The 21,101-nt window shown below is 70.0% G+C and carries 17 protein-coding genes and 1 tRNA gene; 5 read left to right on the plus strand and 13 right to left on the minus strand.

Annotated elements, in window-relative coordinates:
- Positions 1-3: 3 nt before the first annotated feature.
- The 3 genes from mfd to VF289_RS02715 all read right to left on the minus strand — a co-directional run bounded on the left by mfd (position 4) and on the right by VF289_RS02715 (position 5,091).
- Positions 4-3,615, minus strand: a complete 3,612-nt coding sequence (mfd, locus tag VF289_RS02705) for a transcription-repair coupling factor (RefSeq protein ID WP_330880836.1) — start codon at positions 3,613-3,615, stop codon at positions 4-6.
- On the minus strand, positions 3,612-4,226 hold the full coding sequence (gene pth, locus VF289_RS02710; protein WP_330880838.1) for an aminoacyl-tRNA hydrolase: 615 nt from the start codon (positions 4,224-4,226) through the stop codon (positions 3,612-3,614). Before pth ends, mfd begins: the two co-directional genes overlap by 4 nt.
- A gap of 244 nt (positions 4,227-4,470) precedes the next feature.
- Positions 4,471-5,091 carry a 50S ribosomal protein L25/general stress protein Ctc gene (locus tag VF289_RS02715; RefSeq protein ID WP_330880840.1) on the minus strand — a complete coding sequence of 207 codons (621 nt, stop codon included), beginning with the start codon at positions 5,089-5,091 and terminating at the stop codon, positions 4,471-4,473.
- A 388-nt stretch (positions 5,092-5,479) separates the two neighbouring features.
- On the opposite strand from VF289_RS02715, the gene VF289_RS02720 reads away from it, so the two are divergent.
- The gene (locus VF289_RS02720) at positions 5,480-6,055 is read left to right on the plus strand and encodes a hypothetical protein (protein WP_330880842.1); all 576 of its coding nucleotides are present in this window, start codon (positions 5,480-5,482) and stop codon (positions 6,053-6,055) included.
- 192 nt (positions 6,056-6,247) lie between these two features.
- Here the strand turns inward: VF289_RS02720 and VF289_RS02725 are convergent, their stop codons facing one another.
- From VF289_RS02725 to VF289_RS02735, 3 genes are all read right to left on the minus strand, one after another.
- Positions 6,248-7,228 (minus strand): ribose-phosphate diphosphokinase, encoded by a 981-nt coding sequence (locus tag VF289_RS02725; protein WP_330880844.1) that lies wholly within the window; start codon positions 7,226-7,228, stop codon positions 6,248-6,250.
- A complete protein-coding gene (gene glmU / locus VF289_RS02730) occupies positions 7,225-8,733 on the minus strand; it encodes a bifunctional UDP-N-acetylglucosamine diphosphorylase/glucosamine-1-phosphate N-acetyltransferase GlmU (RefSeq protein WP_330880846.1) in 1,509 nt (502 codons plus the stop codon). The genes VF289_RS02725 and glmU overlap by 4 nt, the downstream gene beginning before the upstream one ends.
- 98 nt (positions 8,734-8,831) lie before the next feature.
- Positions 8,832-8,903, minus strand: a tRNA-Gln gene (locus VF289_RS02735).
- Between the two features lie 286 nt (positions 8,904-9,189).
- On the opposite strand from VF289_RS02735, the gene VF289_RS02740 reads away from it, so the two are divergent.
- The 3 genes from VF289_RS02740 to VF289_RS02750 all read left to right on the plus strand — a co-directional run bounded on the left by VF289_RS02740 (position 9,190) and on the right by VF289_RS02750 (position 12,442).
- Positions 9,190-9,837 (plus strand): TetR/AcrR family transcriptional regulator, encoded by a 648-nt coding sequence (locus VF289_RS02740; protein WP_330880848.1) that lies wholly within the window; start codon positions 9,190-9,192, stop codon positions 9,835-9,837.
- A 31-nt stretch (positions 9,838-9,868) separates the two neighbouring features.
- Positions 9,869-10,402, plus strand: coding sequence for a MarR family winged helix-turn-helix transcriptional regulator (locus tag VF289_RS02745; RefSeq protein ID WP_330880849.1), 534 nt, complete (start codon positions 9,869-9,871; stop codon positions 10,400-10,402).
- 111 nt (positions 10,403-10,513) lie between these two features.
- Entirely contained in the window at positions 10,514-12,442 is a 1,929-nt protein-coding gene (locus VF289_RS02750; RefSeq protein WP_330880851.1) for an ABC-F family ATP-binding cassette domain-containing protein, read from the plus strand.
- A gap of 222 nt (positions 12,443-12,664) precedes the next feature.
- Here the strand turns inward: VF289_RS02750 and VF289_RS02755 are convergent, their stop codons facing one another.
- The 6 genes from VF289_RS02755 to VF289_RS02780 all read right to left on the minus strand — a co-directional run bounded on the left by VF289_RS02755 (position 12,665) and on the right by VF289_RS02780 (position 19,473).
- Positions 12,665-14,542, minus strand: coding sequence for an HNH endonuclease signature motif containing protein (locus VF289_RS02755; protein ID WP_330880853.1), 1,878 nt, complete (start codon positions 14,540-14,542; stop codon positions 12,665-12,667).
- A gap of 176 nt (positions 14,543-14,718) precedes the next feature.
- Complete coding sequence (locus tag VF289_RS02760) at positions 14,719-15,747, minus strand: hypothetical protein (RefSeq protein WP_330880855.1); 1,029 nt, start codon at positions 15,745-15,747, stop codon at positions 14,719-14,721.
- Positions 15,748-15,776: 29 nt separating this feature from the next.
- Entirely contained in the window at positions 15,777-16,442 is a 666-nt protein-coding gene (locus VF289_RS02765) for a DUF6318 family protein (RefSeq protein WP_330880857.1), read from the minus strand.
- 228 nt (positions 16,443-16,670) lie between these two features.
- A complete protein-coding gene (locus VF289_RS02770; protein ID WP_330880858.1) occupies positions 16,671-17,597 on the minus strand; it encodes a 4-(cytidine 5'-diphospho)-2-C-methyl-D-erythritol kinase in 927 nt (308 codons plus the stop codon).
- A complete protein-coding gene (rsmA, locus tag VF289_RS02775; protein ID WP_330880860.1) occupies positions 17,597-18,502 on the minus strand; it encodes a 16S rRNA (adenine(1518)-N(6)/adenine(1519)-N(6))-dimethyltransferase RsmA in 906 nt (301 codons plus the stop codon). Before rsmA ends, VF289_RS02770 begins: the two co-directional genes overlap by 1 nt.
- Positions 18,499-19,473: a TatD family hydrolase gene (locus tag VF289_RS02780; RefSeq protein ID WP_330880862.1), complete on the minus strand. Its 975-nt coding sequence runs from the start codon at positions 19,471-19,473 to the stop codon at positions 18,499-18,501. Before VF289_RS02780 ends, rsmA begins: the two co-directional genes overlap by 4 nt.
- Before the next feature lie 310 nt (positions 19,474-19,783).
- Between VF289_RS02780 and rpmF the strand changes: the two genes are divergently transcribed.
- Entirely contained in the window at positions 19,784-19,954 is a 171-nt protein-coding gene (rpmF, locus tag VF289_RS02785; protein ID WP_330880864.1) for a 50S ribosomal protein L32, read from the plus strand.
- Positions 19,955-20,184: 230 nt separating this feature from the next.
- Here the strand turns inward: rpmF and rsmI are convergent, their stop codons facing one another.
- On the minus strand, positions 20,185-21,024 hold the full coding sequence (rsmI, locus tag VF289_RS02790) for a 16S rRNA (cytidine(1402)-2'-O)-methyltransferase (protein WP_330880866.1): 840 nt from the start codon (positions 21,022-21,024) through the stop codon (positions 20,185-20,187).
- Positions 21,025-21,101 lie beyond the last annotated feature (77 nt).

Genomic DNA, 21,101 nt, shown 5'->3' on the forward strand with positions numbered 1-21,101 from the left:
AGGCTACTCGGCGACGGCCCTCACCGTGGGCGGGCCGATCTGCTCCGCCGCGGCGGGGACCAGCGTGCGCAGCACCTCGCGCGCCCACTCCAGCAGGTCATGGTCCCGCATCTCCGTGCCGCCGAAGCGGGCGGTCATCGGCCGCGGCACCATCACCTGGCGGGTCGCGGGCTTCAGCACCGTCCCCGGGTACAGGCGCTTCATCCGCAGCGCGGCGGAGTCCGGGACCTCGAGGTGGGCGAAGCGGATCATCTTGCCCTGGGCCTGGACCTCGTCGACGCCGGCCGTGCGGGCATCGATCCGGAAGCGTGCCACGTCCAGCAGCACTTCGACGGGTGCCGGTGGGGTGCCGTAGCGGTCGGTGAGCTCGGCCCGGATCTGCTCGATCTCGGAGACCTCGCGCACTGCGGAGAGCTTCGCGTAGGCCTCCAGGCGCAGTCGCTCGGAGCCGATGTAGTCGTGCGGGACGTGAGCGTCCAGCGGCAGCTCGACGCGGATCTCCTTCTCCGGCGCGGTGCTCTCGCCGCGGAAGGCCGCCACCGCCTCCCCCACCATCCGCACGTAGAGGTCGAAGCCGACCCCGGCGATGTGCCCGGACTGCTCGCCGCCGAGCAGGTTGCCGGCGCCGCGGATCTCGAGGTCCTTCATCGCCACCTTCATGCCGGCGCCGAGGTCGGTGTTGGTGGCCAGGGTGGTGAGGCGGTCGTGCGCGAGCTCGGTGAGCGGCTTGGACGGGTTGTAGAGGAAGTAGGAGTAGGCCCGCTCGCTCGAGCGGCCGACGCGACCGCGCAGCTGATGCAGCTGCGAGAGCCCGAACCTGTCCGCGTTCTCCACGATCAGGGTGTTGGCGTTGGCGATGTCCAGGCCGGTCTCGACGATGGTGGTGCACACCAGCACGTCGAAGTCCCGCTCCCAGAAGTCGACGATCACCCGTTCCAGCTGGTGCTCGTTCATCTTGCCGTGGGCGACCTGGACCCGGGCGTCCGGCACCAGCTCGCGCAGGTGGGCGGCAACCCGGTCGATGTCCTCGACCCGGTTGTGGATGTAGAAGACCTGGCCCTCGCGCAGCAGCTCACGACGGATGGCGGCGGTGACCTGCTTGTCCTCCTGGGCGCCGACGTACGTGAGCACAGGATGGCGCTCCTCCGGCGGGGTCGCCAGGATCGAGAGCTCACGGATCCCGGTGACCGCCATCTCGAGGGTGCGAGGGATCGGGGTCGCGGACATCGAGAGCACGTCGACATTCGTGCGCAGCGCCTTGAGCGTCTCCTTGTGCTCGACGCCGAAGCGCTGCTCCTCGTCGATGATCAGCAGGCCCAGGTCCTTGAAGCGCACGCTGCCGGTGAGCAGACGGTGGGTGCCGATCACCACATCGACGCTGCCGTCCGCGACACCGTCGATGGTGGCCTTGGAGTCCGCGGGGTTCTGGAACCGGGACAGCCCGCGCACGGTGACCGGGAAGCCGGTGTACCGCTCGGTGAAGGTGTCCAGATGCTGCTGCGCGAGCAGGGTGGTGGGGGCGAGCACGGCGACCTGCTTGCCCTCCTGGACGGCTTTGAAGGCGGCGCGCACCGCGATCTCCGTCTTGCCGTAGCCGACATCGCCCAGGATCAGCCGATCCATCGGGACGGACTTCTCCATGTCCCCCTTGACGTCCTCGATGGTGGAGAGCTGGTCCGGGGTCTCGACGAACTCGAAGGAGTCCTCGAGCTCCCGCTGCCACGGGGTGTCGGGGCCGAAGGCGTGCCCGGGGGCGGACTGGCGCGCGGAGTAGAGCCGCACCAGCTCGTCGGCGATCTCGCGGATCGCCCTGCGCGCCTTGGACTTGGTCTTCGCCCAGTCCGCGCCGCCCATCCGGTTGACGCTCGGCTCCTCGCCGCCGACGTACTTCGTGACCTGGTCGAGCTGGTCGCTGGGGACGTAGAGGCGGTCCCCGGGCTGGCCCTTCTTCGAGGCGGCGTACTCGATGACGAGGTACTCGCGAGTGGTGCGCTTGGCACCGGCGCCGACGGTGCGGCTGGTCATCTCCACGAATCGGCCCACGCCGTGGTGGGAATGGACGACGTGGTCCCCGGGGCGGAGCTGGAGCGGATCGACGACGTTGCGGCGACGCGAGGGCATCTTGCGCTCCTCGCCGCGGCGCGCCCCCGACTTGCCGGTGAGGTCGCGCTCGGCGGCGAGGATCAGCCGGAGATCCTCCAGGATGAGCCCCTCGACGAAGGGGCCGACGGTGACCACGGCCTCGCCGGAGGCGACGGGTGCGTCGAGCTCGCCGCTGAAGACGGCGGGAAGCCCCTCGGCGCGGAGGTTCTCCGCGACATGCCGCGCACCGCCGGGGCCGACCATGGTGGCCAGCACCGACCAGCCCTCGGCCCGGCGGCGCTCGAGGTCCTTCGCGGCGTCGCCGGGCTTGCCGGAGTAGCCGGGATGCGTGATCGCGGAGGTGGTGAGGTCCACGTCGGTGTCCAGGCCGAAGGCGGCCAGGGTGAACCAGGGTCGACCGCCGTCGCGGGCGTGGCCCTTCGCCTCGGAAAGAGGCACGAAGCTCGCCGCCCCCACGTCGATCGGCAGTCCTCCGCCGGCGGCGGCGCTGGACCAGGCCGCGGCCAGGAACTCGTCGGTGGTGGCGACCAGTTCGTCGGCCCTGGCCCGGGCCTTCTCCGGGTCCACGATGAGGAAGCGGGCACCGGCGGGGAGCACGTCGGCGACCTGCTCCATCCCGTCCACGAGGACGGGGCTGAGCGACTCCATGCCGTCGGCCGCGATGCCGTCGGCGATCCGCAGCAGCAGATCCCGCACCCCGGGAAGCTCCTCGGCGCGGGCCCGGGCGCGTTCGCGCACCTCGGGCGTCAGCAGGATCTCGCGGCAGGGCGGGGCGTCCAGGCCCCGCGGGGCAGGGTCCAGGGAGCGCTGATCGGCGACGGAGAAGTAGCGGACGTCGTCGATCTCGTCGCCGAACAGATCCACGCGCACGGGGTGCGGCTCGGTGGGCGGGAAGACGTCGAGGATCCCGCCGCGCACGGCGAACTCGCCGCGCTTCTCGACCATGTCGACCCGCACGTAGGCGGCATCGACCAGGTCGCGCTCGATGTCCTCGAGCGCATAGGTGTCGCCCACCGCAGCGCGCACGGGTCGCAGATCCCCGAGGCCCGTGGCGATCGGCTGCAGCAGGGAGCGGACGGGCATCAGCAGCACGTGCGCGGGGTCCTCGGTCTCGGGATGCGCGATCCGGCGCAGTGTCGAGAGCCGCTTGGCGACGGTGTCTGCCCGCGGGGAGAGCCGTTCATGGGGCAGGGTCTCCCAGGCGGGCAGCTCGGCCAGGTGTGCCGTGCCCACCAGGGCGGAGAGCGCCGAACGCAGATCCTCGGTGCTGCGGGTGGTGGCGGTGACGATCACCAGCGGCTGCTCGGCGGTGGCGCGACGGGCGAGATCCGCCACGAGGAAGGGGAACAGCCCGGTCGCGGCGACGATGCTGCCGCCCTCCCCGCTCTCCGCGCCCTCCTCGATCAGGGCTCGGGCGGCGGTGAGATCACGCCCGGACGCCAGCTGGTCGAGCAGCGGACTCAGCGGTGGGCGTGCGGTGGACGTCTCGGGGGCGGTGCTCTGAGCGGTCATCGGGTCTCTCGGGAGTGGAAGCGCTGCTGCGCGGCGGTGAGGCCCTCGAGGATCAGGGATTCGACGGCGTCGGCCGCGTCGGAGACGAGCATCTCGAGGGACCTGCGCTCGGTGGAGCTGAAGGGGGCCAGGACGTGATCTGCGGTGTCGCGGCTGCCCGGGGGTCGGCCGACGCCCACGCGCACCCGCAGGTAGTCCTTGGTGCCGAGCGCCTTGCTGATGTCGCGCAGCCCGTTGTGCCCGCCCTCGCCGCCGCCGAGCTTGAGCCGCACCGCGTCGAAGGGGATGTCGACCTCGTCGTGCACGGCGATGACCCGTTCCGCCGGGATGTCGTAGTAGGCGGCGAGGGCTTTGACGGGGCCACCGGAGACGTTCATGTAGGTGGTGGTCTTGGCGAGGATGACGCGCTCGTCGCTGCCCGGCAGGCCGAGACGGCCTTCGAGCACGACGGCCTGGGCGCGCCGGGCCGCGGCGAAGCGGCCGCCGCCGGCGTCGGCGATGTGGTCCAGGACCATCTGGCCGACGTTGTGCCGGGTCGCGGCGTACTTCGAGCCGGGATTCCCGAGCCCCACGACCAGGTAGGGGCCGGGGCGACGTCCGCTCTCGGTCATGGGGTGCTCCTCGCTGCTGCCGGGCGCCGGCTCGGTGCTGTCTGCCGGCGCGGTCCGGTCCGACCGGTTCACGCGCCGATCGGGACGGGCCTGCTCTCTGGGATGCGCGACAGCCTGTGGGAGGTCGCACGACCCCGGACACGGTACCGGGGCGCCGCGCAGTGCGCGACGCCCCGGGGCCTGGGGTGTGAGCAACGGAGCGGGGCCCGGCCACCGGGGTGGTCCGGACCGCTGCTCCGGAGGGTCACTCCTCCTCGGCGGACTCCTCGGTGGACTCGCCCTCGGCGGTCTCGCCCTCAGCGGCCTCGCCCTCAGCGGGCTCCTCCTCGACGCGGGGCAGCGCCACGGAAACGACGAGGATCTCAGCGTCGGTGACCAGCTCGGAGTCGCCCGGCAGGGTGACGTCGCCGGCGAACAGCTGGTAGCCGTCCTCGGCGCCCTCGACGGAGACCTCGACCTGCTCGGGGACGTTGAGCGCGTCGACCGAGAGGGTGAGGGTCTGCAGGTCCACGAACGCCGCGGACGGTGCGACGGGCTCACCGATGAGGACGACCGGGATCTCGACCTCGACCTTCTCGCCCTTGCGGACGGTGATGAGGTCGAGGTGGTTCAGGGAGCGCTTGAGAGGGTGACGCTGGATCTCCTTGATCAGCGCCAGGTGCTTCTCGCCGCCCGCGAGCTCGAGCTCGAGCAGCGCGTTGGGGTTACGGGCCGCGAGCGCGGTCTCGTGGCCGGGCAGCGACAGGTGGATGGGGTCCTCGCCGTGGCCGTACAGGACGGCGGGGACACGGCTCTGGGCGCGCAGGCGGCGCGAGGCGCCCTTGCCGAAGTCCTCGCGCAGTTCGACGTTCAGCTTCTCAGCCATGGGGGTGCTCCTCGTAGAGGGGTGGCTCGACGATGAGCGACGCCACGGGGCACTGGGAGCGTGCTCCCGGAGATCCGCACCGCGTCGATCACGGAGGGGCTGCTGCCCGCTCCCTCGCCGAAGTGACCCGGTGAGACTAGCACGCGACCAGGGTCCGGGAGACGGAACGTGAGGGGTGCCGCATGTCCGGGCGCCGCGGCCCCGTCGGCCGCTGCCCGGGCCATGCCACCACACCCCTCCCCCGCCGAGAAGGACCTACGTCCCTGCAGGTCGGAGGCCGGAATCAGTGACCTAGGTCCCCGCGGACGCTCTTCCGCGGTCCCTATTGTGCAGATGTCACAACACCCCGTACCGCGTCCCCTCCGGGACCGACCGAAAGGCACCAGACGTGACTGCCGCCACCGTTGTTCCCGCCGCATCCGGATCCCACCCCACCGCTGCCGCACCCTCACATGCCACCGTCGGGACAGAGAAGAAGGGGTGGGGCTACACAGTCCTCGGCATCGCACGACTGATGGTCGGCTTCACCTTCCTGTGGGCCTTCCTCGACAAGCTCTTCGGCCTCGGCTTCGCCACCCCTGTCGAGGCGGCCTGGCGGAACGGCGGCTCGCCCACCAGCGGCTTCCTGGGCGGATCGATCGCGAACGGCAACCCCTTCGCAGGTGCTTGGGAGTTCTTCCTCTCGATCAACCCGCTCACGGACGTGCTGTTCATGCTCGGGCTGCTGGGCGTGGGCCTCGCTCTCATGCTCGGCATCGCCACCCGCGTGGCCACGGTCTCCGCCGCGGCGATGTACACCCTGATGTACCTCGCGGCCTTCCCGATCGCCTCGAACCCGCTCTACGACACCCACCTGCTGCTGGCCGTCGCCGTCATCGCGATGGCCGGACTCGCCGCCGGGGACCACGTGGGGCTCGGCACGCAGTGGAAGCGGCTGGTCAAGGGGAACCGCTTCCTGACCTGAGCAGGACCTCGCACAGCACGAGACCCCGCCTCCCGAGGAGGCGGGGTCTCATGCTGTGTCCCCCGTGCGAGGTGACTCGATCAGACTTCGGCCCTACCGTCTGACCTCCTACCGCTCGCACCTCGCAGTACGTCGATCAGACCTCGACCCCACCGCCTGATCTCCTACCGCTCGTACCTCGCAGTACGTCGATCAGACCTCACCATCGAACAGGCTGGTCACGGAGCCGTCGTCGAAGACCGCGCGGATCGCGCGGGCCAGCAGCGGGGCGATGGAGAGCTGGGTGAGCCGGTCGAACTGCTTCTCGGCCGGGACCGGCAGCGTGTTGGTGCAGATGACCTCGCGCACCGCGCTGTTCTTCAGCCGCTCGGTCGCCGGATCGGAGAGGATCGCATGTGTGGTCGCGATGACCACCGAATCAGCCCCGTTGGCGACCAGGGCGTCGGCCGCCTGCACGATGGTGCCGGCGGTATCGATCATGTCGTCCACCAGGATGCAGGTCTTGCCGGTGACATCACCGATCACACGCTTGGCCACAGCCTGGTTGGGCCGCTTGGGGTCGCGGGACTTGTGGATGAAGGCGAGGTTGACGCCTCCGAGCCGCTTGGCCCACTGCTCCGCGACCCGGATCCGCCCGGCATCCGGGGAGACCACGGCGATGTCCTCCTGGCCGTACTTCTCCTGGATGTAATCCGCGAGAATCGGCAGCGCCATCAGGTGGTCGACAGGCCGTTCGAAGTAGCCCTGCACCTGCGGGGCGTGCAGGTCCACGGAGATCATGCGGTCCATGCCCGCGGTCTCGTACATGTCCGCCACCAGACGGGCGGAGATCGGCTCGCGACCGCGATGCTTCTTGTCCTGGCGGGCGTAGGGGAAGCTGGGCGCGATCGCCGTGATCCGCTTGGCCGAGGCGCGCTTGAGCGCGTCGATCATGATGAGGTGCTCCATCACCCAGGTGTTGATGGGCGCGGGGTGGGACTGCAGCACGAAGACGTCGGTGCCGCGCACGGACTCGCCGTAGCGCACGTAGATCTCGCCGTTGGCGAAGTCCCAGGCGTCCATCGGCAGGACCTCGACGCCGAGCTCGGCGGCGACCTCCTGCGCGAGGACCGGGTGGGCCCGTCCAGAGGCGAGGACCAGGCGCTTCTCCCCGGTGGTGACGATTCCGCTCATCGCTGCTCGTGCTCCTTGTGCTCGTCGGCGGCAGTGTCTGCAGGCGTCCTGGCAGCGGACTCATCGTCAGTGCCGAGGGCGGCTCGCGCCGCTGCCTCGGCCGCGGTCCCCGCACGGCGTCGCAGGGTCCATCCTTCCATGTTCCGCTGGGACACGGCGTTCACTCCCAGTGCTCCGGCAGGAACGTCCTTGCGGACCGTGGTGCCAGCGCCGGTCGCCGCTCCGTCCCCGATCGTGACGGGCGCCACCAGCACGTTGTGCGAGCCGACCCGCACGTGGCGGCCCACCGTGGTGCGGTGCTTGTTCACACCGTCGTAGTTCGCCACGATCGTGCCGGCGCCGATGTTCGTGCCCTCACCGATCTCTGCGTCGCCGATGTAGCTGAGATGGGGCACCTTCGCGCCCTCTCCGACCCGGGCGTTCTTCGTCTCGACGAAGCCGCCGATCTTGCCCTTCGCCCCGAGATCGGTCCCTGCCCGCAGGTAGGAGAAGGGGCCGACGGTCGCGCCCGGGCCCACGACGGCGAGCAGCGCATGGGAGCGGACCACCTCGGCCCCGGCCCCCACCTCCGTGTCGCGCAGGGTCGTGTCCGGGCCGATCACGGCCTCCTCGCCGATGTCGGTGGCGCCGTGCAGCTGGACACCTGGGAGGATCACCGCGTCCTGCGCAATGGTCACATCGGCATCGATCCAGGTGGTGGAGGGGTCGACGATGGTGACCCCGGCGCGCATGTGCCGCTCGAGAGTGCGGCGATTCATCTCCGCGCCGAGCTGGGCGAGCTGCACGCGGTCGTTCACGCCCTCGACCATCATCACGTCCTCGGTGACGACGGCGCGCACGGAGCGGCCGTCCTCGCGCGCGATCGAGAGCACATCGGTGAGGTACATCTCGCCCTGGGCGTTGTCCGTGCCGATGCGGCCGAGCGCGTCGCGCAGGACGGCCAGGTCGAAGGCGTAGATGCCGGAGTTGATCTCGTCGATCTCGCGCTGGGCGTCGTCGGCGTCCTTGTGCTCGACGATCCCCAGCACCTCGGCGCCGTCCTCGCTGCGCAGGATCCGGCCGTAGCCGCTCGGGTCCGGGACCCGGGCGCTGAGCACGGTGACGGCGGCGGCGGCGCCCTCGTGGGCGGCGACCAGCTCGCGCAGGGTGGCGGGGTCCAGCAGCGGCACATCGCCGTACGTGACCAGCACCGTCCCCTGCTGCGCGGAGACCTGCTCGAGACCGCACTGCACGGCGCGCCCGGTGCCGGGGATGTCGTCCTGATCGGCGACGGTCACCTCGGAGGCATGCTCACCCAGGTGCGCGGCGACGCGTTCGCGCTCGTGCCGGAGCACCACCACCAGCTCCGCGGGGCCGGTGCCCTCGGCGGCGGTCACTGCGTGCACGAGGAGGGATCTGCCCCCGATCTCGTGCAGGACCTTCGGTCTGCGCGACTTCATGCGGGTCCCGGCACCGGCTGCCAGGACGATCACAGCGGCGGGGGCAGGGGTCTCTTCGGTTCCCACGTCTGCGGCTCCTCGGGATCTACGACGGGTGGGGCATGCGGCAGCGCCGCGGTCGTCCTGCGACCTCGCCGCGGGGACGAGGCGCTGGGCGTCGGGCGTTCCGCCATCAGGACTCGAACCTGAAACTTCAGAACCAAAATCTGAGGTGTTGCCGATTACACCATGGCGGATCGCGACCCTCGGGCCGCCGCAGCATCGACCCCTCCGGGCACCGACAGATGCAGGCGGCGCCGCAGGCGCGGCCCGATCCTATCGTTCGTCGCGCGGTGGCCGGACGCGGTCCCCCCCCCGCCTGCGAGCCGGCCCTGCGCGGTGCCCGAACCGGCCCCTCGCCGTGTCCGAACAGGCCTCACGTCATCCCCCGCGTCGTCCCTGCACCGCCTGCGGGGGGACCCCGCGCCGGACCCACGTCGCACCCGATGACCATGGGGTCACCGGTTGTGGGAGACTCCGGCCATGGCGGAGAAGGAAGCCCCTCGCGGTCGGTCCACACGCATGTCCGGCAAGGAACGGCGCGAACAGCTGGTCGCGGTAGGTCGGCGCGTGTTCGCCGAGAAGGGCTTCGACATGACCACCGTCGAGGAGATCGCGGCACGGGCGAAGGTCTCCAAGCCGATCGTCTACGAGCACTTCGGCGGCAAGGAGGGGCTGTACGCGGTGGTCGTGGACCGTGAGGTCTCCACGCTGCTGGCCGATCTGGAGGACTCGCTCAAGAACCAGCGTGCCCATCCTCGAGTGCTGATGGAGCGCGCGGCGCTGGCTTTCCTCTCCTATATCGACGAGAACGAGGACGGGTTCCGGATCCTCGTGCGGGACTCCCCGGTCAGCCACTCCTTGGGCACCTTCTCCTCGCTGCTCACCGATGTCGCACAGCGGGTCGAGGAGATCCTCGCCACCCAGCTGAAGCTCCACTCCTATCCCTCTCGCGACGCCACCCTCTACGCGCAGATGCTGGTGGGGATGGTGGCGTACACCGGCCAGTGGTGGCTCGAGACCCGCAAGCCCGCCAAGGAGGTCGTCGCCGCGAGGATGGTGAACCTCTCCTGGCACGGGCTGAGCGCCCTGCAGAAGAAGCCCTCGCTGCGGGAGAGCACCGACGGCTGACGGGTGCCGGGCTGGCACCTAGACTCGGTTCATGCCCACCACGCCTGACGCCGCCGCACCGCGCCACGACGAGGTCGACCGCATCGTCGACGGCTGGCGGAGGGCACGCACCGATCTGGACGTCGCGCCGCTCTCGGTGTTCTCCCGCATCTCCCGGCTCTCGAGATACCTCGAGGTCGCGCGACGGGGAGCCTTCACGGATGCGGGCCTCGAGGGCTGGGAGTTCGACATGCTCTCCGCACTGCGTCGCAGCGGCGAGGACGCCCTCTCCCCCGGCGCGCTCATGCACGAGACCCTGGTGACCAGCGGCACCATGACCACGCGGATCGACAAGCTGGTGGCGCGGGGTCTGGTGAGCAAGAACCGCAGCCCGCACGACGGCCGGGCGGTCGAGGTGCGGCTGCGGCCCGATGGCATCGCGAGGGTGGATGCGGCGATGGAGAAGCTGCTGGAGGCAGAGCGGGAGCTGCTCGAACCGCTCGCCCAGGACAGCAGCGCCGCACTCGCCGACACCCTGCGCACCCTGCTGCTGACCTTCGAGGCGGACGACCCCCCTGAGCGCTGAGCATCAGGGCTGGGAGCGCGGGAGTCGCAGGATCGCCGCCCCTACCCCTCGCCGCTCCTTCCGGCCGCCTCCCGCCGCACGATCTTCCGCTCTATCTTGAGGACTTTCCGCATGGCCCATCTGCTCGGCACCCAGTCCCTCCACGTCGCGCTCCCTGATCGCGTGCTGCTCGACGACATCACGGTCGGCATCGATGAGGGCGACCGCATCGGCGTCGTCGGCCGCAACGGCGACGGCAAGTCGACCCTGCTGCGTCTGCTGGCCCACATCACCACGCCCGACGACGGACGAGTCACCGTGCGCGGAGGCGTGCGCGTCGGCGTGCTGAGCCAGCAGGACGAGGCGACGGAGGACACCACCGTCCGCGACCGGGTGGTCGGCGACCGTCCCGAGTACGAGTGGGCCTCCGACCCGCGAATCCGCGATGTGCTGGCCGGGCTGCTGGGCGGTATCGATCTCGAGTCCCCGCTCGTCTCGCTCTCGGGAGGTCAGCTGCGCCGGGTGCATCTCGCGGAGCTGCTGGTGGGCGACTGGGACGTGCTGCTGCTGGACGAGCCCACGAACCACCTCGATGTGGAGGGCATCGCCTGGCTCGCAGAGCACCTGCGGCGACGCTGGAGCCCCAAGGACGGCGGCCTGGTCGTCATCACCCACGACCGCTGGTTCCTGGATGCGGTCTGCACCCGTATGTGGGAGGTGCACGACGGCGTCGTCGAACCCTTCGAGGGCGGCTACGCGGCCTACGTGCTGCAGCGGGTCGAGCGTGATCGCCAGGCCGCGGCGATCGAGTCGAAGCGGCAGAATCTCATGCGGAAGGAGCTCGCCTGGTTGCGCCGCGGTGCGCCGGCCCGCACGTCGAAGCCGAAGTTCCGCATCGATGCCGCGAACGAGCTGATCTCCGAGGAGCCGCCGGTGCGGGACACCGTCGCGCTGACGCAGCTGGCGACGTCCCGATTGGGCCGGGACGTGATCGACGTGCTGGATGTGGACGCCGGCTACGGAGACGTGACCGTTCTGCGGGACGTCACGGTGCACATCGGGCCTGCCGACCGGATCGGCGTGCTCGGCCCCAACGGCGCGGGCAAGTCGACGCTGCTGGGCCTGATCACCGGTGCGGTCGAGCCGCAGTCCGGTCGGGTCAAGAAGGGCAAGACCGTGACCGTGAAGCAGGTGACCCAGCAGCTCGAGGGCCTGCAGGAGCATCTGGAATCCCGGGTCAGCGATGTGGTGGGCAGGTACCGCACCACCTTCCGTGCGGGCAAGGACGAAGTCTCCCCCGGGCAGCTGCTCGAGCGTCTCGGCTTCACCACTGCGCACCAGAAGGTGAAGGTGGGGGCACTCTCCGGTGGCCAGCAGCGCCGACTCGACCTGCTGCTGACGCTGCTGGACGAGCCCAACGTGCTGGTGCTCGACGAGCCGACCAACGACATGGACACCGACATGCTCGCGGCGATGGAGGACCTGCTGGACACATGGCCCGGTCCGCTGCTGGTGGTCTCCCACGACCGTTACCTGCTGGAGCGGGTCACCGACACCCAGTACGCCGTGCTGGAGGACGGCCACGTGCGTCACATGCCGGGCGGGGTCGAGCAGTATCTGGCGCTGCGCGCCTCCGGCGAGGCGACGGGAGCTGCGAGTACGGGGGCGGACGCCGGTTCGGGGGGTCGTGGGAATCGCTCGAGCGGCGCAGTCCGCGACGGCGCCGGCGGCTCGGGCGGATCCGACGGCTCGGAGAGCTCGCGCGGCTCGGACGAATCCGTGGAGGCTCCCGGTCCGGCTGGCTCCGCTGCTTCGTCGGCCGCCTCCTCGGCGGGGCTCTCGGGATCTGAGTCGCGCGCGGCGCAGAAGGAGCTGGGGGCTGTGGAGCGGCGGATGCAGAAGCTCGAGCGCCAGACGGAGTCCCTGCACGTGAAGCTCGCAGATCACGACCAGTCCGATTATGTGGGGCTCGCGGAGATCACGTCCCAGCTGCGGGGTGTCGAGTCCGAGATCGAGAGCCTCGAGGAGCGTTGGCTGGAGCTGTCGGAGCTGCTCGGCTGAAGCGGCGGCGCTCTTCCGGTACCGAGAAAGCCGCCGGGCCGAGTCTCACTTCTCCGCCGTCCCTGCGGTGCTGTTCGCGCTGCTAGAGCCCATTCCTGCACGACCTGCGCCGAGGAGGCCCTTGTGCGACTCATCGTGGTCGCGTCAGGTCACGTCGCACCGGGACTCGCCGCATGTCGCACGCCGCACCGGGTCACGCCGCATGTCGCACGCCGCACCGGGTCACGCCGCGTCCGTTGCCGTGTCATTCCACCGCTCGTCGGTGATCATGATGAGGTGCGGGGAGAAGTGGTAATCCCTGCGCGGCAGCGCGGCGCCGAGCTCTCGGGCAATCCTCTGCCGCTCGGTGCCGAGCGGTTCGACGAGTGACAGTGCTCGATGGTGCGGGGACTTCGACTCGTCGCTGAGGAAGTCCTTCGTCGAGGCGGAGTCGGGCGGGAGGTCTCCGCACGTCGACGAGGTGATCACGCCTTCGTGTAGGGGCATCTTGTGGCCGCCTGGCGGGTCAGGTGCGGTCAGTGGTCGCGCGGCATCGGATCCTCGGGCCACAGAGTCGGATGCTTGGGCCGCGGCATCGGATCCTCGCGACTCGGCGACGGCCGCCGCCGCTCGCTCGAGGATCTTCTCTCCCGTTCCGAGGGGGTTGAAGTTGGTGCCGCGGCGGCTGGCCTTCTGCCCGTATCGACTGGTCCACTCAACGGTGCGGCGTCGCCCCTTCTCATCACGGATCATTCGGGCCGTCTCGCCGGACTCCTCCTTCTGGTTGTCCGCGGCACACAGCCCATTGCCGTTGTCCAGCGAGGTCTTGCCACCCTGTGCCCAGGGGACGATGTGATCGTTCTGGCGGATGTTCGCATCGCAGTAGGGGGCGCGGCAGGTCTGATGGGCGATCCTGAGGAAACGAGCGAGCGACGGAGGGAAGTTGCGCGCCGTGGATTCGACGCCGACCAGCTGACCGTCCTCGGCGTCGACATAGAGCTTGCGCAAGACCATGGAGAGCTCGGGATCCTCACCGGCGCGGTTCACCGCATCGAGCATCTCTTCCCGGACGTGCTCGTACGGGACCGCCCCGAAGCCTTCGATGGTGGCGGCATCGGAGTGATCGGGGGCGAGAAGGGATCGGTCGGTGATGATCACACCGATCTCGAGCGTGGACGGATCGATTCCGTCGCCCCGTCCGATCAGAGCATCGGCGAAGAGGTCCGCCATGATCTGCTGGTGCCCGCGTCGATCTCCGTGGGCGCGGGCCTTCTCCGCTGCGATCGAGAGGCCATTGCGGATGCGTGCGCCGTCGAGGCCGCTGAGCCGGGCGGTCACGGTGCACATACCGTGCTCCGTTCGACGAACTGTCACGCTGCGTTCCTGCTTCGCCGCGCGATGGCGATCCGACGCGCCGTGGGGATCGAGCCCGTGGAGCACCTTCGCTGCCTCGCCGGCCCATTCCTCCGGGCCGCACCCTTCGAGATAGGGAAGGTGTGCTGTCAGGATCTCGTCGACGCGAGTGCGCTGTTCGGGGGTTGCCGGTGACACCGTCCGTCCCACCCTGTGAGCGGAGGCGGGGACGATACGACCGTGGGCGAGCGCTGCGAGCATTCCGGGCATTGAGTGCACCAGGCGGCGGCAGGACGAGATCGACTGGCCTGCACAGGAGGTCGACTGCTTCAAGGCCTGAGAGGTCTCCGACCTCGCGACCTTCACCGCGGCCTCCGCCGTCTCGCCTCGCCGTCGGCAGTCCTCCTTGACCGCGCTCTCCAGGTGGACCAGCGCCCGAGCCTGTACAGCCGCGACAGCACCGCTCAGGTCCTGGAGCCGGGCGAGCAGAGCAATGGTGCCGGCGGGCGAGAGGTCATGAAGCGATGTCGTCCCCTCGGCACCTATCTCGGAGAGTGCGGCCCGTGCCGAGGCGACATCGACATCACCGATCCAGAGCCTGTCTGCATCTGCGAAGACCGGAATCGCGCCTGGACGGCGACCGGGCACCGAGGCATCCACCGGCACGCCATGACAGCTCATCGAATCCGAGTCGCGTCGAGCGGCCCCACGTGGGCCGGTATCGGCACCCTGAGGCCCTGCGCTCGCGCTGCTCCGATTCTGCGTCATGAAGCTATTTTCGCACGCGGATTCGAACGCGGGAAGGGGTGCATAGAAGATACTCGGCAGTATGCTCGAATTGTGGATAACTCTCGTCCGGGAGGAACAGTCACATACCTAGATGCGCGGCAACCCGTTCAGGAACTTTCGAATCTCGGGCGAGACGTTGAGCTCCCGCCGATGTGTCAGATGCTGCGGTTCTGGGCATTCGGATCTGGAGAGCCTTCCGTCTCATCGGTTCGAGGCGGGATCCAAGGGTCCTCCTCCTCGTCGACCGGGACGTCCCCGTTCACAAGGCGGGACTCGAGGGACTTCGAGAAGATCTCCACCGGTTCGGACTCCACCGTGATGGTGCCGTCGATGTCCTGCCACTCACCTCCGTCCACCGAGAACTGACCGGCGAAGGTCGTCGTCAGCGTCACGTCATACCAGCCCTCGTAGCGATATTCGGAGGCCACCTCGGTGCTCGGGTACGGCTGCCCGGGCTTGGTGGTCGTGATCGTGTTCCCATCTCCGAGATCCCACGAGTATTCGATCGGGACCGCCCGTACGCTCACCGGGGTGTCGAGGATCGTCGTCTCCAGCACCTGATCCTCACCGCTGGCATGGAGTACGACCACCATGTTGACCGGGATCCATCCTGCTTCAGGACCGGCATGAGCCTGCGGCGGGGAGACCGGGAGCTTCGCGAAGTCCGATTGGGTCACGGCGATGACGACCGGCTCCCCACCCGCTGATGTCGCACCCTCTCCAGGTTCCATGCAGGCGTAGCCCAACGACGATTCCGATCCCTCCACAGTGTCTCGCCGGGTGCCTTCAAAGTTCTCACCCCCGTCGGGGGCCTCAGTTGCAGGCCCGACCTCGACGAGGTCGAAGACATCGGTGTCGACCTGGATCACTTGTGAGCCATTAAACTCGCATGTCCCGCGCTCGGGTCCACAGAGAGTAGTTCCGTTGCCACTTTCGGAGCACTCACCGAGCTCCTCTTCAACAGGGTTCCAGACGTTGACGAAGCGTGGCGGTGGGGGCGGCACCTTTCCCGCGCCACTTCCACTGCCAGTGCCGCTGTTGCCGCCGCTAACGCCGCCCGTCGTAGCCCCGGACACCGGAGCTTCGCTTTCTCCGTTGATCTCACAGAGCAGTTCATCATCGACACACTTGGATTCGAATCCAGCATGCGCAAGCCCACCGAAGTGTAGAAATAGAACCGCCATGAAGGCGGAGAATAATATCCGTCGCCGGATCACGTCGAACTCCCCCGGACCCACTCGATGGCAAGTCCAGCCACCACCCATCCCTCGCCACTCCACACCAGGCCGCCTGTGGTCCGGTAATTAGCTTCCGGTTCTGACACCCGGTCACCGGTTTGGGGATCCTTTATCGAGTGCTCTGAAAGGGAAAATTCGTAGATTACGGCCACGTCGTACCCTTCTTCTTCCAGTTCCTTCGTCCCGGCGATGTGGGAGATATCTTCGTCTCTATGCGCTGAGCCAATCCAAAGACCGTCATCTTCTGCGAGCTGCTTGATCTCGTCGGCGTAGGAGCTGCATGCACCGCAGTCCTGACTGGAAAGACTCTCAACCCGCTCCGAGTCGCCGGTCTGGTGCGCCCACACCAGCACCGCCCAGTAGTACCGGTACGCCTGCTCCGCGCCCTCCGGGGTCTCCTCGTCCATTCCGGCGAAGTCGGCGGGGTCCGGGGCAGGAATGTCCTCGGGGCCAGACGCCGTCTCCTCGCCCCCGCCGTCGCGCTCTCCCCCGCCGCCACTATCGCCGCCACCGTCGCTGGGAGCCGAGATGCCGATCGAAGGCGGCGGCGTCTTCACCGGCTCCGGAGTGCTGTCGCATGCAGAGAGCCCGAGCACGAGGAGAGCGGTGACCGACAGAGCACAGAGGCGAGGAGAGGCCATCGTGTGGAACTTCCTGAGAAGGCGACAGGGGGCCTCAACCTAACCGCGTGCGCCACACCCTGCCACCGGGTCTGCAGAATTGTGGACGAGCCCGGTCGCCCCGGGCACCGCTGTCCTGAGCGTCGCGATCTGGGCCCCAGGGTGGAACTCCGAGCCCAACGATGGGCCCCAGGGTCCTGCTATCGAGCTCATCGATCGAGCTCTGCAACCGGTCCCCTGCCGCCCCGATCACTCCTCGTCGAGCACGCTCGCTCCCGCTGCGGATCCCCGTGCCACCAGGCACGATTCCACCAGCGACTCGCGCATCAGGCCGGCGGCGATCGACCGCGCCTGCACCTCATCCTCGACGAGCACCGCGATCGTCGGGCCGGAGCCGCTGACCAGCGCGGCGGGCGCTCCGAGCTGCTCGGCGGCCTCGACGACCGGCTCCAGACCCGGGTGGAGGGCGAAGGCGGCGACCTGCAGGTCGTTGTGCAGGGTGTCGGCGAGCAGCTCGATGTTCCCGCTGCTGAGGGCCTGGAGCTGGCGTTCGTCGACGGTGGGCTGCTCGGCAGGTGTGCGTCCTCCCCGGGCGGCGATCTCGTCGAACCTGCGGAAGACCTCCGGGGTGGACAGATGCCCACCGGGCACCGCGAGCAGCCAGGTCCACTCGCCATGGGTGAGCACCGTGGTGAGCTCCGCGCCGTTGCCGCGGCCCAGCGCCGTGTGCCCCAGCATCGCGAAGGGGACGTCCGCTCCCAGACGCGCGCCGAGGCGTCGCAGGCGTTCACCGGCGAGCCCGAGGCCCCACAGCCGATCCAGGGCGACCAGGACGGCGGCGGCGTCGGCCGACCCACCGCCCATGCCGCCGGCGATCGGGACCTGCTTGTGGATGTGGAGCGCCGCGCCCTCCCGGACATCGCACTCCTCCCGCAGGAGCTCGGCGGCACGCAGCGCCAGGTTGGTCCCGTCCAGCGGGACCTCGCCGGGCACCTCGGACGTCACCTCGAGGCTCAGCTCGTCGGCGCGGGTCGCGCTGATCGTCTCGTAGAGGTCCACGGCCTGGAACACGGTCGCCAGGGCGTGATAGCCCCGGTCGTCGACCGCGCCGACCCCGAGGGAGAGGTTGATCTTGCCGGGAGCTCGCACGACCACCCGCTGCAGGTCCGGTGCCATCAGGTGATCCCGTTCTCGGCGCGGGCGATCGCCCGGAACTCCTCGATGCCCAGCGTCTCGCCGCGGGCGCCCGGATCGATCCCGGCAGCTCGCAGGATCTGCTCGGACCGGGCCGCAGAGCCGGCCCAGCCGGCGAGCGCGGCGCGCAGCGTCTTCCGTCGCTGAGCGAAGGCGGCGTCCACGACGGCGAACACCGCCTCCCGCTCCGCGTCGGTGCCCAGTGGCTGTTCGTGCCGCACCAGTTCCACCAGCGCGGAGTCGACGTTGGGGACCGGCCAGAAGATCTGCCGTGAGATGCGCCCGGCATGCACGGCCCGGCCGTACCAGGCGGTCTTCACGCTCGGACCGCCGTAGGTGCGCGATCCGGGCCCGGCGCTGAGCCGGTCCACCACCTCGGACTGCACCATCACCACGGCGGAGCGGATCGACGGGAAGCGTCCCAGCATCGTGAGCAGGATGGGGGTGGCCACGTTGTACGGGAGGTTCGCGACCAGCGCCGTCGGCTCCCCTGCTCGAGGCAGGGAGTGCAGCTCGGTGATCTGCAGGGCGTCGGCGTGCACGAGGCGGAAGCGCTCCTCCTCGACCCCTCGGGCGCGCAGCGTGAGCGGGAGCAGCTCGGCGAGGCCGCGGTCGAGCTCCACGGCGACCACGTCGGCTCCGGCCTCGAGCAGCCCGAGCGTCAGGGAGCCGAGGCCGGGTCCCACCTCGAGAACGGCCTGCCCGGGCTGCACTCCGGCGCGGTGCACGATGGTGCGGACCGTATTGGGGTCCATCACGAAGTTCTGACCGCGCTGCTTCGACGGGCGGATCCCGGCGGCCTCCGCGAGCTCGCGGATGTCGCGGGCCGTGAGCAGCATCCCCGCGCCGCCGTCTCCGGCGGTGGTCGAGCCCTCCGCCCCCGTCATGCGGCCACGCCCTCGGGCCAGCGGTACACGTGCTCGGTGGTGGCCCGGATCGTGCGGCAGGCCTGTTCCAGGTCCGTGCCGGTCACCTCGGCGAGGGTGGCCATCGTCAGCGGGATCAGGTAGGAGGAGTTGGGGCGGCCTCGATAGGGCACCGGGGTGAGGAAGGGGGCGTCGGTCTCGACCATGACCTGGCCGAGGCCCACCTCGGCGAGCGCGCCCCTCAGGTCCGTCGCGTTCTTGAAGGTGACGGTGCCGGCGAAGGAGAGGTACCAGCCGCGGTCGACGCATTCACGGGCGAACTCGGCGTCTCCGGAGAAGCAGTGGAAGACGGTGCGTTCGGGCGCTCCGTCGGCCTCGAGCACCTCGAGCACGTCGCGGTGGGCGTCGCGGTCGTGGATCTGCAGCGGCAGGTCGAGCTCCTTGGCGAGCGCGATGTGGGCGCGGAAGGATTCGATCTGCGCCGCCCGGGCCTGCTCGTCCTTCCTCGAAGTGCGGAACCAGTCCAGTCCCGTCTCCCCCACCACGATCATCCTGGGACCGCGCAGCAGCTCGGAGACCTCGGCGAGCGCCGTCTCGAGGCCCACCAGCTCATGACCCTCGTGATCACGCCCACGCGCATGGAGGGCCGCCTCATTGGGGTGCACGGCGACACCTCCGGCCAGGGACGGCGGGCAGTCCTCCGAGGCGAGCAGTGCGGCGGTCCAGCGCACCGCCTCGAGGTCCGAGCCGATGGTGATCTGCGCATCGATCCCGGCGGCCGCGGCGCGGGCGACGTGGTCGTGGACGCTGAGCTGCTCGTCGCCGTCGGCGAAGTCGAGATGGCAGTGGTTGTCGATCACCGGGAAGGGCAGCGGCTCCGGCGCCGGCGGCCAGGAGCGGTCGCGCTTCTTCCCGCGCGGGTCGATGTCCTCGCGATCGCGCACCGGCGCGGACGCATCGGTGCGGGGCGGGGTCTCGTGCGGTGACGGCATGCGACTATCGTAGGAGGGCCGACGAGCACCCCGGACCAACCCCCTGCTCATCGCCCGCGCCGTGACCGGACCGTGCCCCGCGGGGCGCTCCGGCCTGCATCGCGAGGCCCGGCCATGGCCGGTGCGGTGTGATAGCTCACGGGCCCCGGGGGCGCGGTGGAGGCCGGGATATGGCAAGATGGGGCGTCGTTGCGCGTCCCTTCGTGCACCCGAGCGCCCCGATCGCAGTGTTCACACCGCACCGGGTTCGGGTCGCTGCTCGGGCGGATGCCAACGCTCGTTCACCCTCCGGACCGTCAAGGAGCGTCCCATGGCAGTGCCCAAGTTCAAGATGTCCCGTGCGCGCACGCACTCCCGTCGCTCGCAGTGGAAGGCCAACAACGCCGACCTCGTGCAGGTGACGGTCCGCGGCCGCACCGCGTCCGTGCCGCGTCGCCTCGCGAAGGCGTACCAGCGCGGTCTGATCCAGATCGAGGACTGATCCGGAGCGGGCCACGCCCGCACCGCATCACCTCACCCGACGTCCCCGGCACCCAGTGCCGGGGACGTCGTCGTATGCCCTGGACGTGCGGCCGACGTGACCGGGCAGCTGGACCGGGCACTTGGACCGGCCGTCAGATGCCGACCGCCAGGCCCCGGCACGACCCCCGGTGCGAACCTCCGGCGAGCGCGGAGCAGCGGCACGGACAGCGCCCGCACCGCCCGACGCGGTCAGCGCCGCTGCAGTGCCAGGTCGTACAGCTCGCTCGCACCGACGCCGGCGTGGCCGCGCGCGACGTCCTTCGCGGCGTCCTTGAGCCGCTCTCCGGCCGCGGCGCGGGCCAGCACCTGCTCGACCAGGTCCTCCGCGCTCGCGGTGACCGGCTCCGCGCCCGCCACGACGATCACCACCTCCCCGAGCACCTCCTCGGCCTCGGCCCATTCGACGAGCTCGGCGAGAGTGCCGCGGCGGATCTCCTCGTAGGTCTTGGTCAGCTCCCGGGCCACGGCCGCGTGCCGTTCCTGTCCGAAGGCCTCCGCCATGGAGGCGAGGGTGGCGGCGGTCCGCCGCGGGGACTCGAAGAACACCATCGTGCGCTGCTCGGCGGCGAGCGGCTCGAGGGCGCCGGCCCGTCGTCCCTCCCGCCGCGGAGGGAAGCCCTCGAACGTGAAGCGATCCGGGGCGATGCCGGAGGCGGCGAGCGCCGTCAGCACCGCAGAGGGACCGGGGAGCACGGTGACCCGATGACCGGCCTCGGTCGCCGACCGCACGGCACGGAACCCGGGATCGGAGACGACCGGCATGCCGGCGTCGGTGACGATCAGGACCCGCTGCCCCTCCGCCAGCGCCTCGAGCAGCGTCCCGGTGCGCTCGGCCTCGTTGTGCTCGTGGTACGACAGGACGGTGCCGGTGATCTCCACCTCGAGCTCGCGCACCAGCCGGTGGAGGCGGCGCGTGTCCTCGGCGGCGATGAGATCGGCTTCGCCGAGCGCGCGCATCAGGCGCACCGAGGCATCCAGCGGATTCCCGATCGGGGTGGCGGCGAGGGTGAGGACTCCGGGTTCGAGCATCCGGCCATGCTAGCCACCAGCGGCCGCGTCGACCGACCTCGCCATGCTCCGGCCGCCAGGCTTCGGCCCCGTGCGGT

Source organism: Brachybacterium sp., assembly GCF_036379615.1.
In the GTDB taxonomy this organism is placed as follows: Bacteria; Actinomycetota; Actinomycetes; order Actinomycetales; family Dermabacteraceae; genus Brachybacterium.

What these genes read in the sequence shown, in the direction of transcription:
- mfd (WP_330880836.1), bottom strand. Translation starts at nt 3,615, where the DNA reads ATGACCGCTCAGAGCACCGCCCCCGAGACGTCCACCGCACGCCCACCG.
- pth (WP_330880838.1), bottom strand. Translation starts at nt 4,226, where the DNA reads ATGACCGAGAGCGGACGTCGCCCCGGCCCCTACCTGGTCGTGGGGCTC.
- VF289_RS02715 (WP_330880840.1), bottom strand. Translation starts at nt 5,091, where the DNA reads ATGGCTGAGAAGCTGAACGTCGAACTGCGCGAGGACTTCGGCAAGGGC.
- VF289_RS02725 (WP_330880844.1), bottom strand. Translation starts at nt 7,228, where the DNA reads ATGAGCGGAATCGTCACCACCGGGGAGAAGCGCCTGGTCCTCGCCTCT.
- VF289_RS02740 (WP_330880848.1), top strand. Translation starts at nt 9,190, where the DNA reads ATGGCGGAGAAGGAAGCCCCTCGCGGTCGGTCCACACGCATGTCCGGC.
- VF289_RS02745 (WP_330880849.1), top strand. Translation starts at nt 9,869, where the DNA reads ATGCCCACCACGCCTGACGCCGCCGCACCGCGCCACGACGAGGTCGAC.
- VF289_RS02750 (WP_330880851.1), top strand. Translation starts at nt 10,514, where the DNA reads ATGGCCCATCTGCTCGGCACCCAGTCCCTCCACGTCGCGCTCCCTGAT.
- VF289_RS02755 (WP_330880853.1), bottom strand. Translation starts at nt 14,542, where the DNA reads ATGACGCAGAATCGGAGCAGCGCGAGCGCAGGGCCTCAGGGTGCCGAT.
- VF289_RS02760 (WP_330880855.1), bottom strand. Translation starts at nt 15,747, where the DNA reads ATGGCGGTTCTATTTCTACACTTCGGTGGGCTTGCGCATGCTGGATTC.
- VF289_RS02765 (WP_330880857.1), bottom strand. Translation starts at nt 16,442, where the DNA reads ATGGCCTCTCCTCGCCTCTGTGCTCTGTCGGTCACCGCTCTCCTCGTG.
- VF289_RS02770 (WP_330880858.1), bottom strand. Translation starts at nt 17,597, where the DNA reads ATGGCACCGGACCTGCAGCGGGTGGTCGTGCGAGCTCCCGGCAAGATC.
- rsmA (WP_330880860.1), bottom strand. Translation starts at nt 18,502, where the DNA reads ATGACGGGGGCGGAGGGCTCGACCACCGCCGGAGACGGCGGCGCGGGG.
- VF289_RS02780 (WP_330880862.1), bottom strand. Translation starts at nt 19,473, where the DNA reads ATGCCGTCACCGCACGAGACCCCGCCCCGCACCGATGCGTCCGCGCCG.
- rpmF (WP_330880864.1), top strand. Translation starts at nt 19,784, where the DNA reads ATGGCAGTGCCCAAGTTCAAGATGTCCCGTGCGCGCACGCACTCCCGT.
- rsmI (WP_330880866.1), bottom strand. Translation starts at nt 21,024, where the DNA reads ATGCTCGAACCCGGAGTCCTCACCCTCGCCGCCACCCCGATCGGGAAT.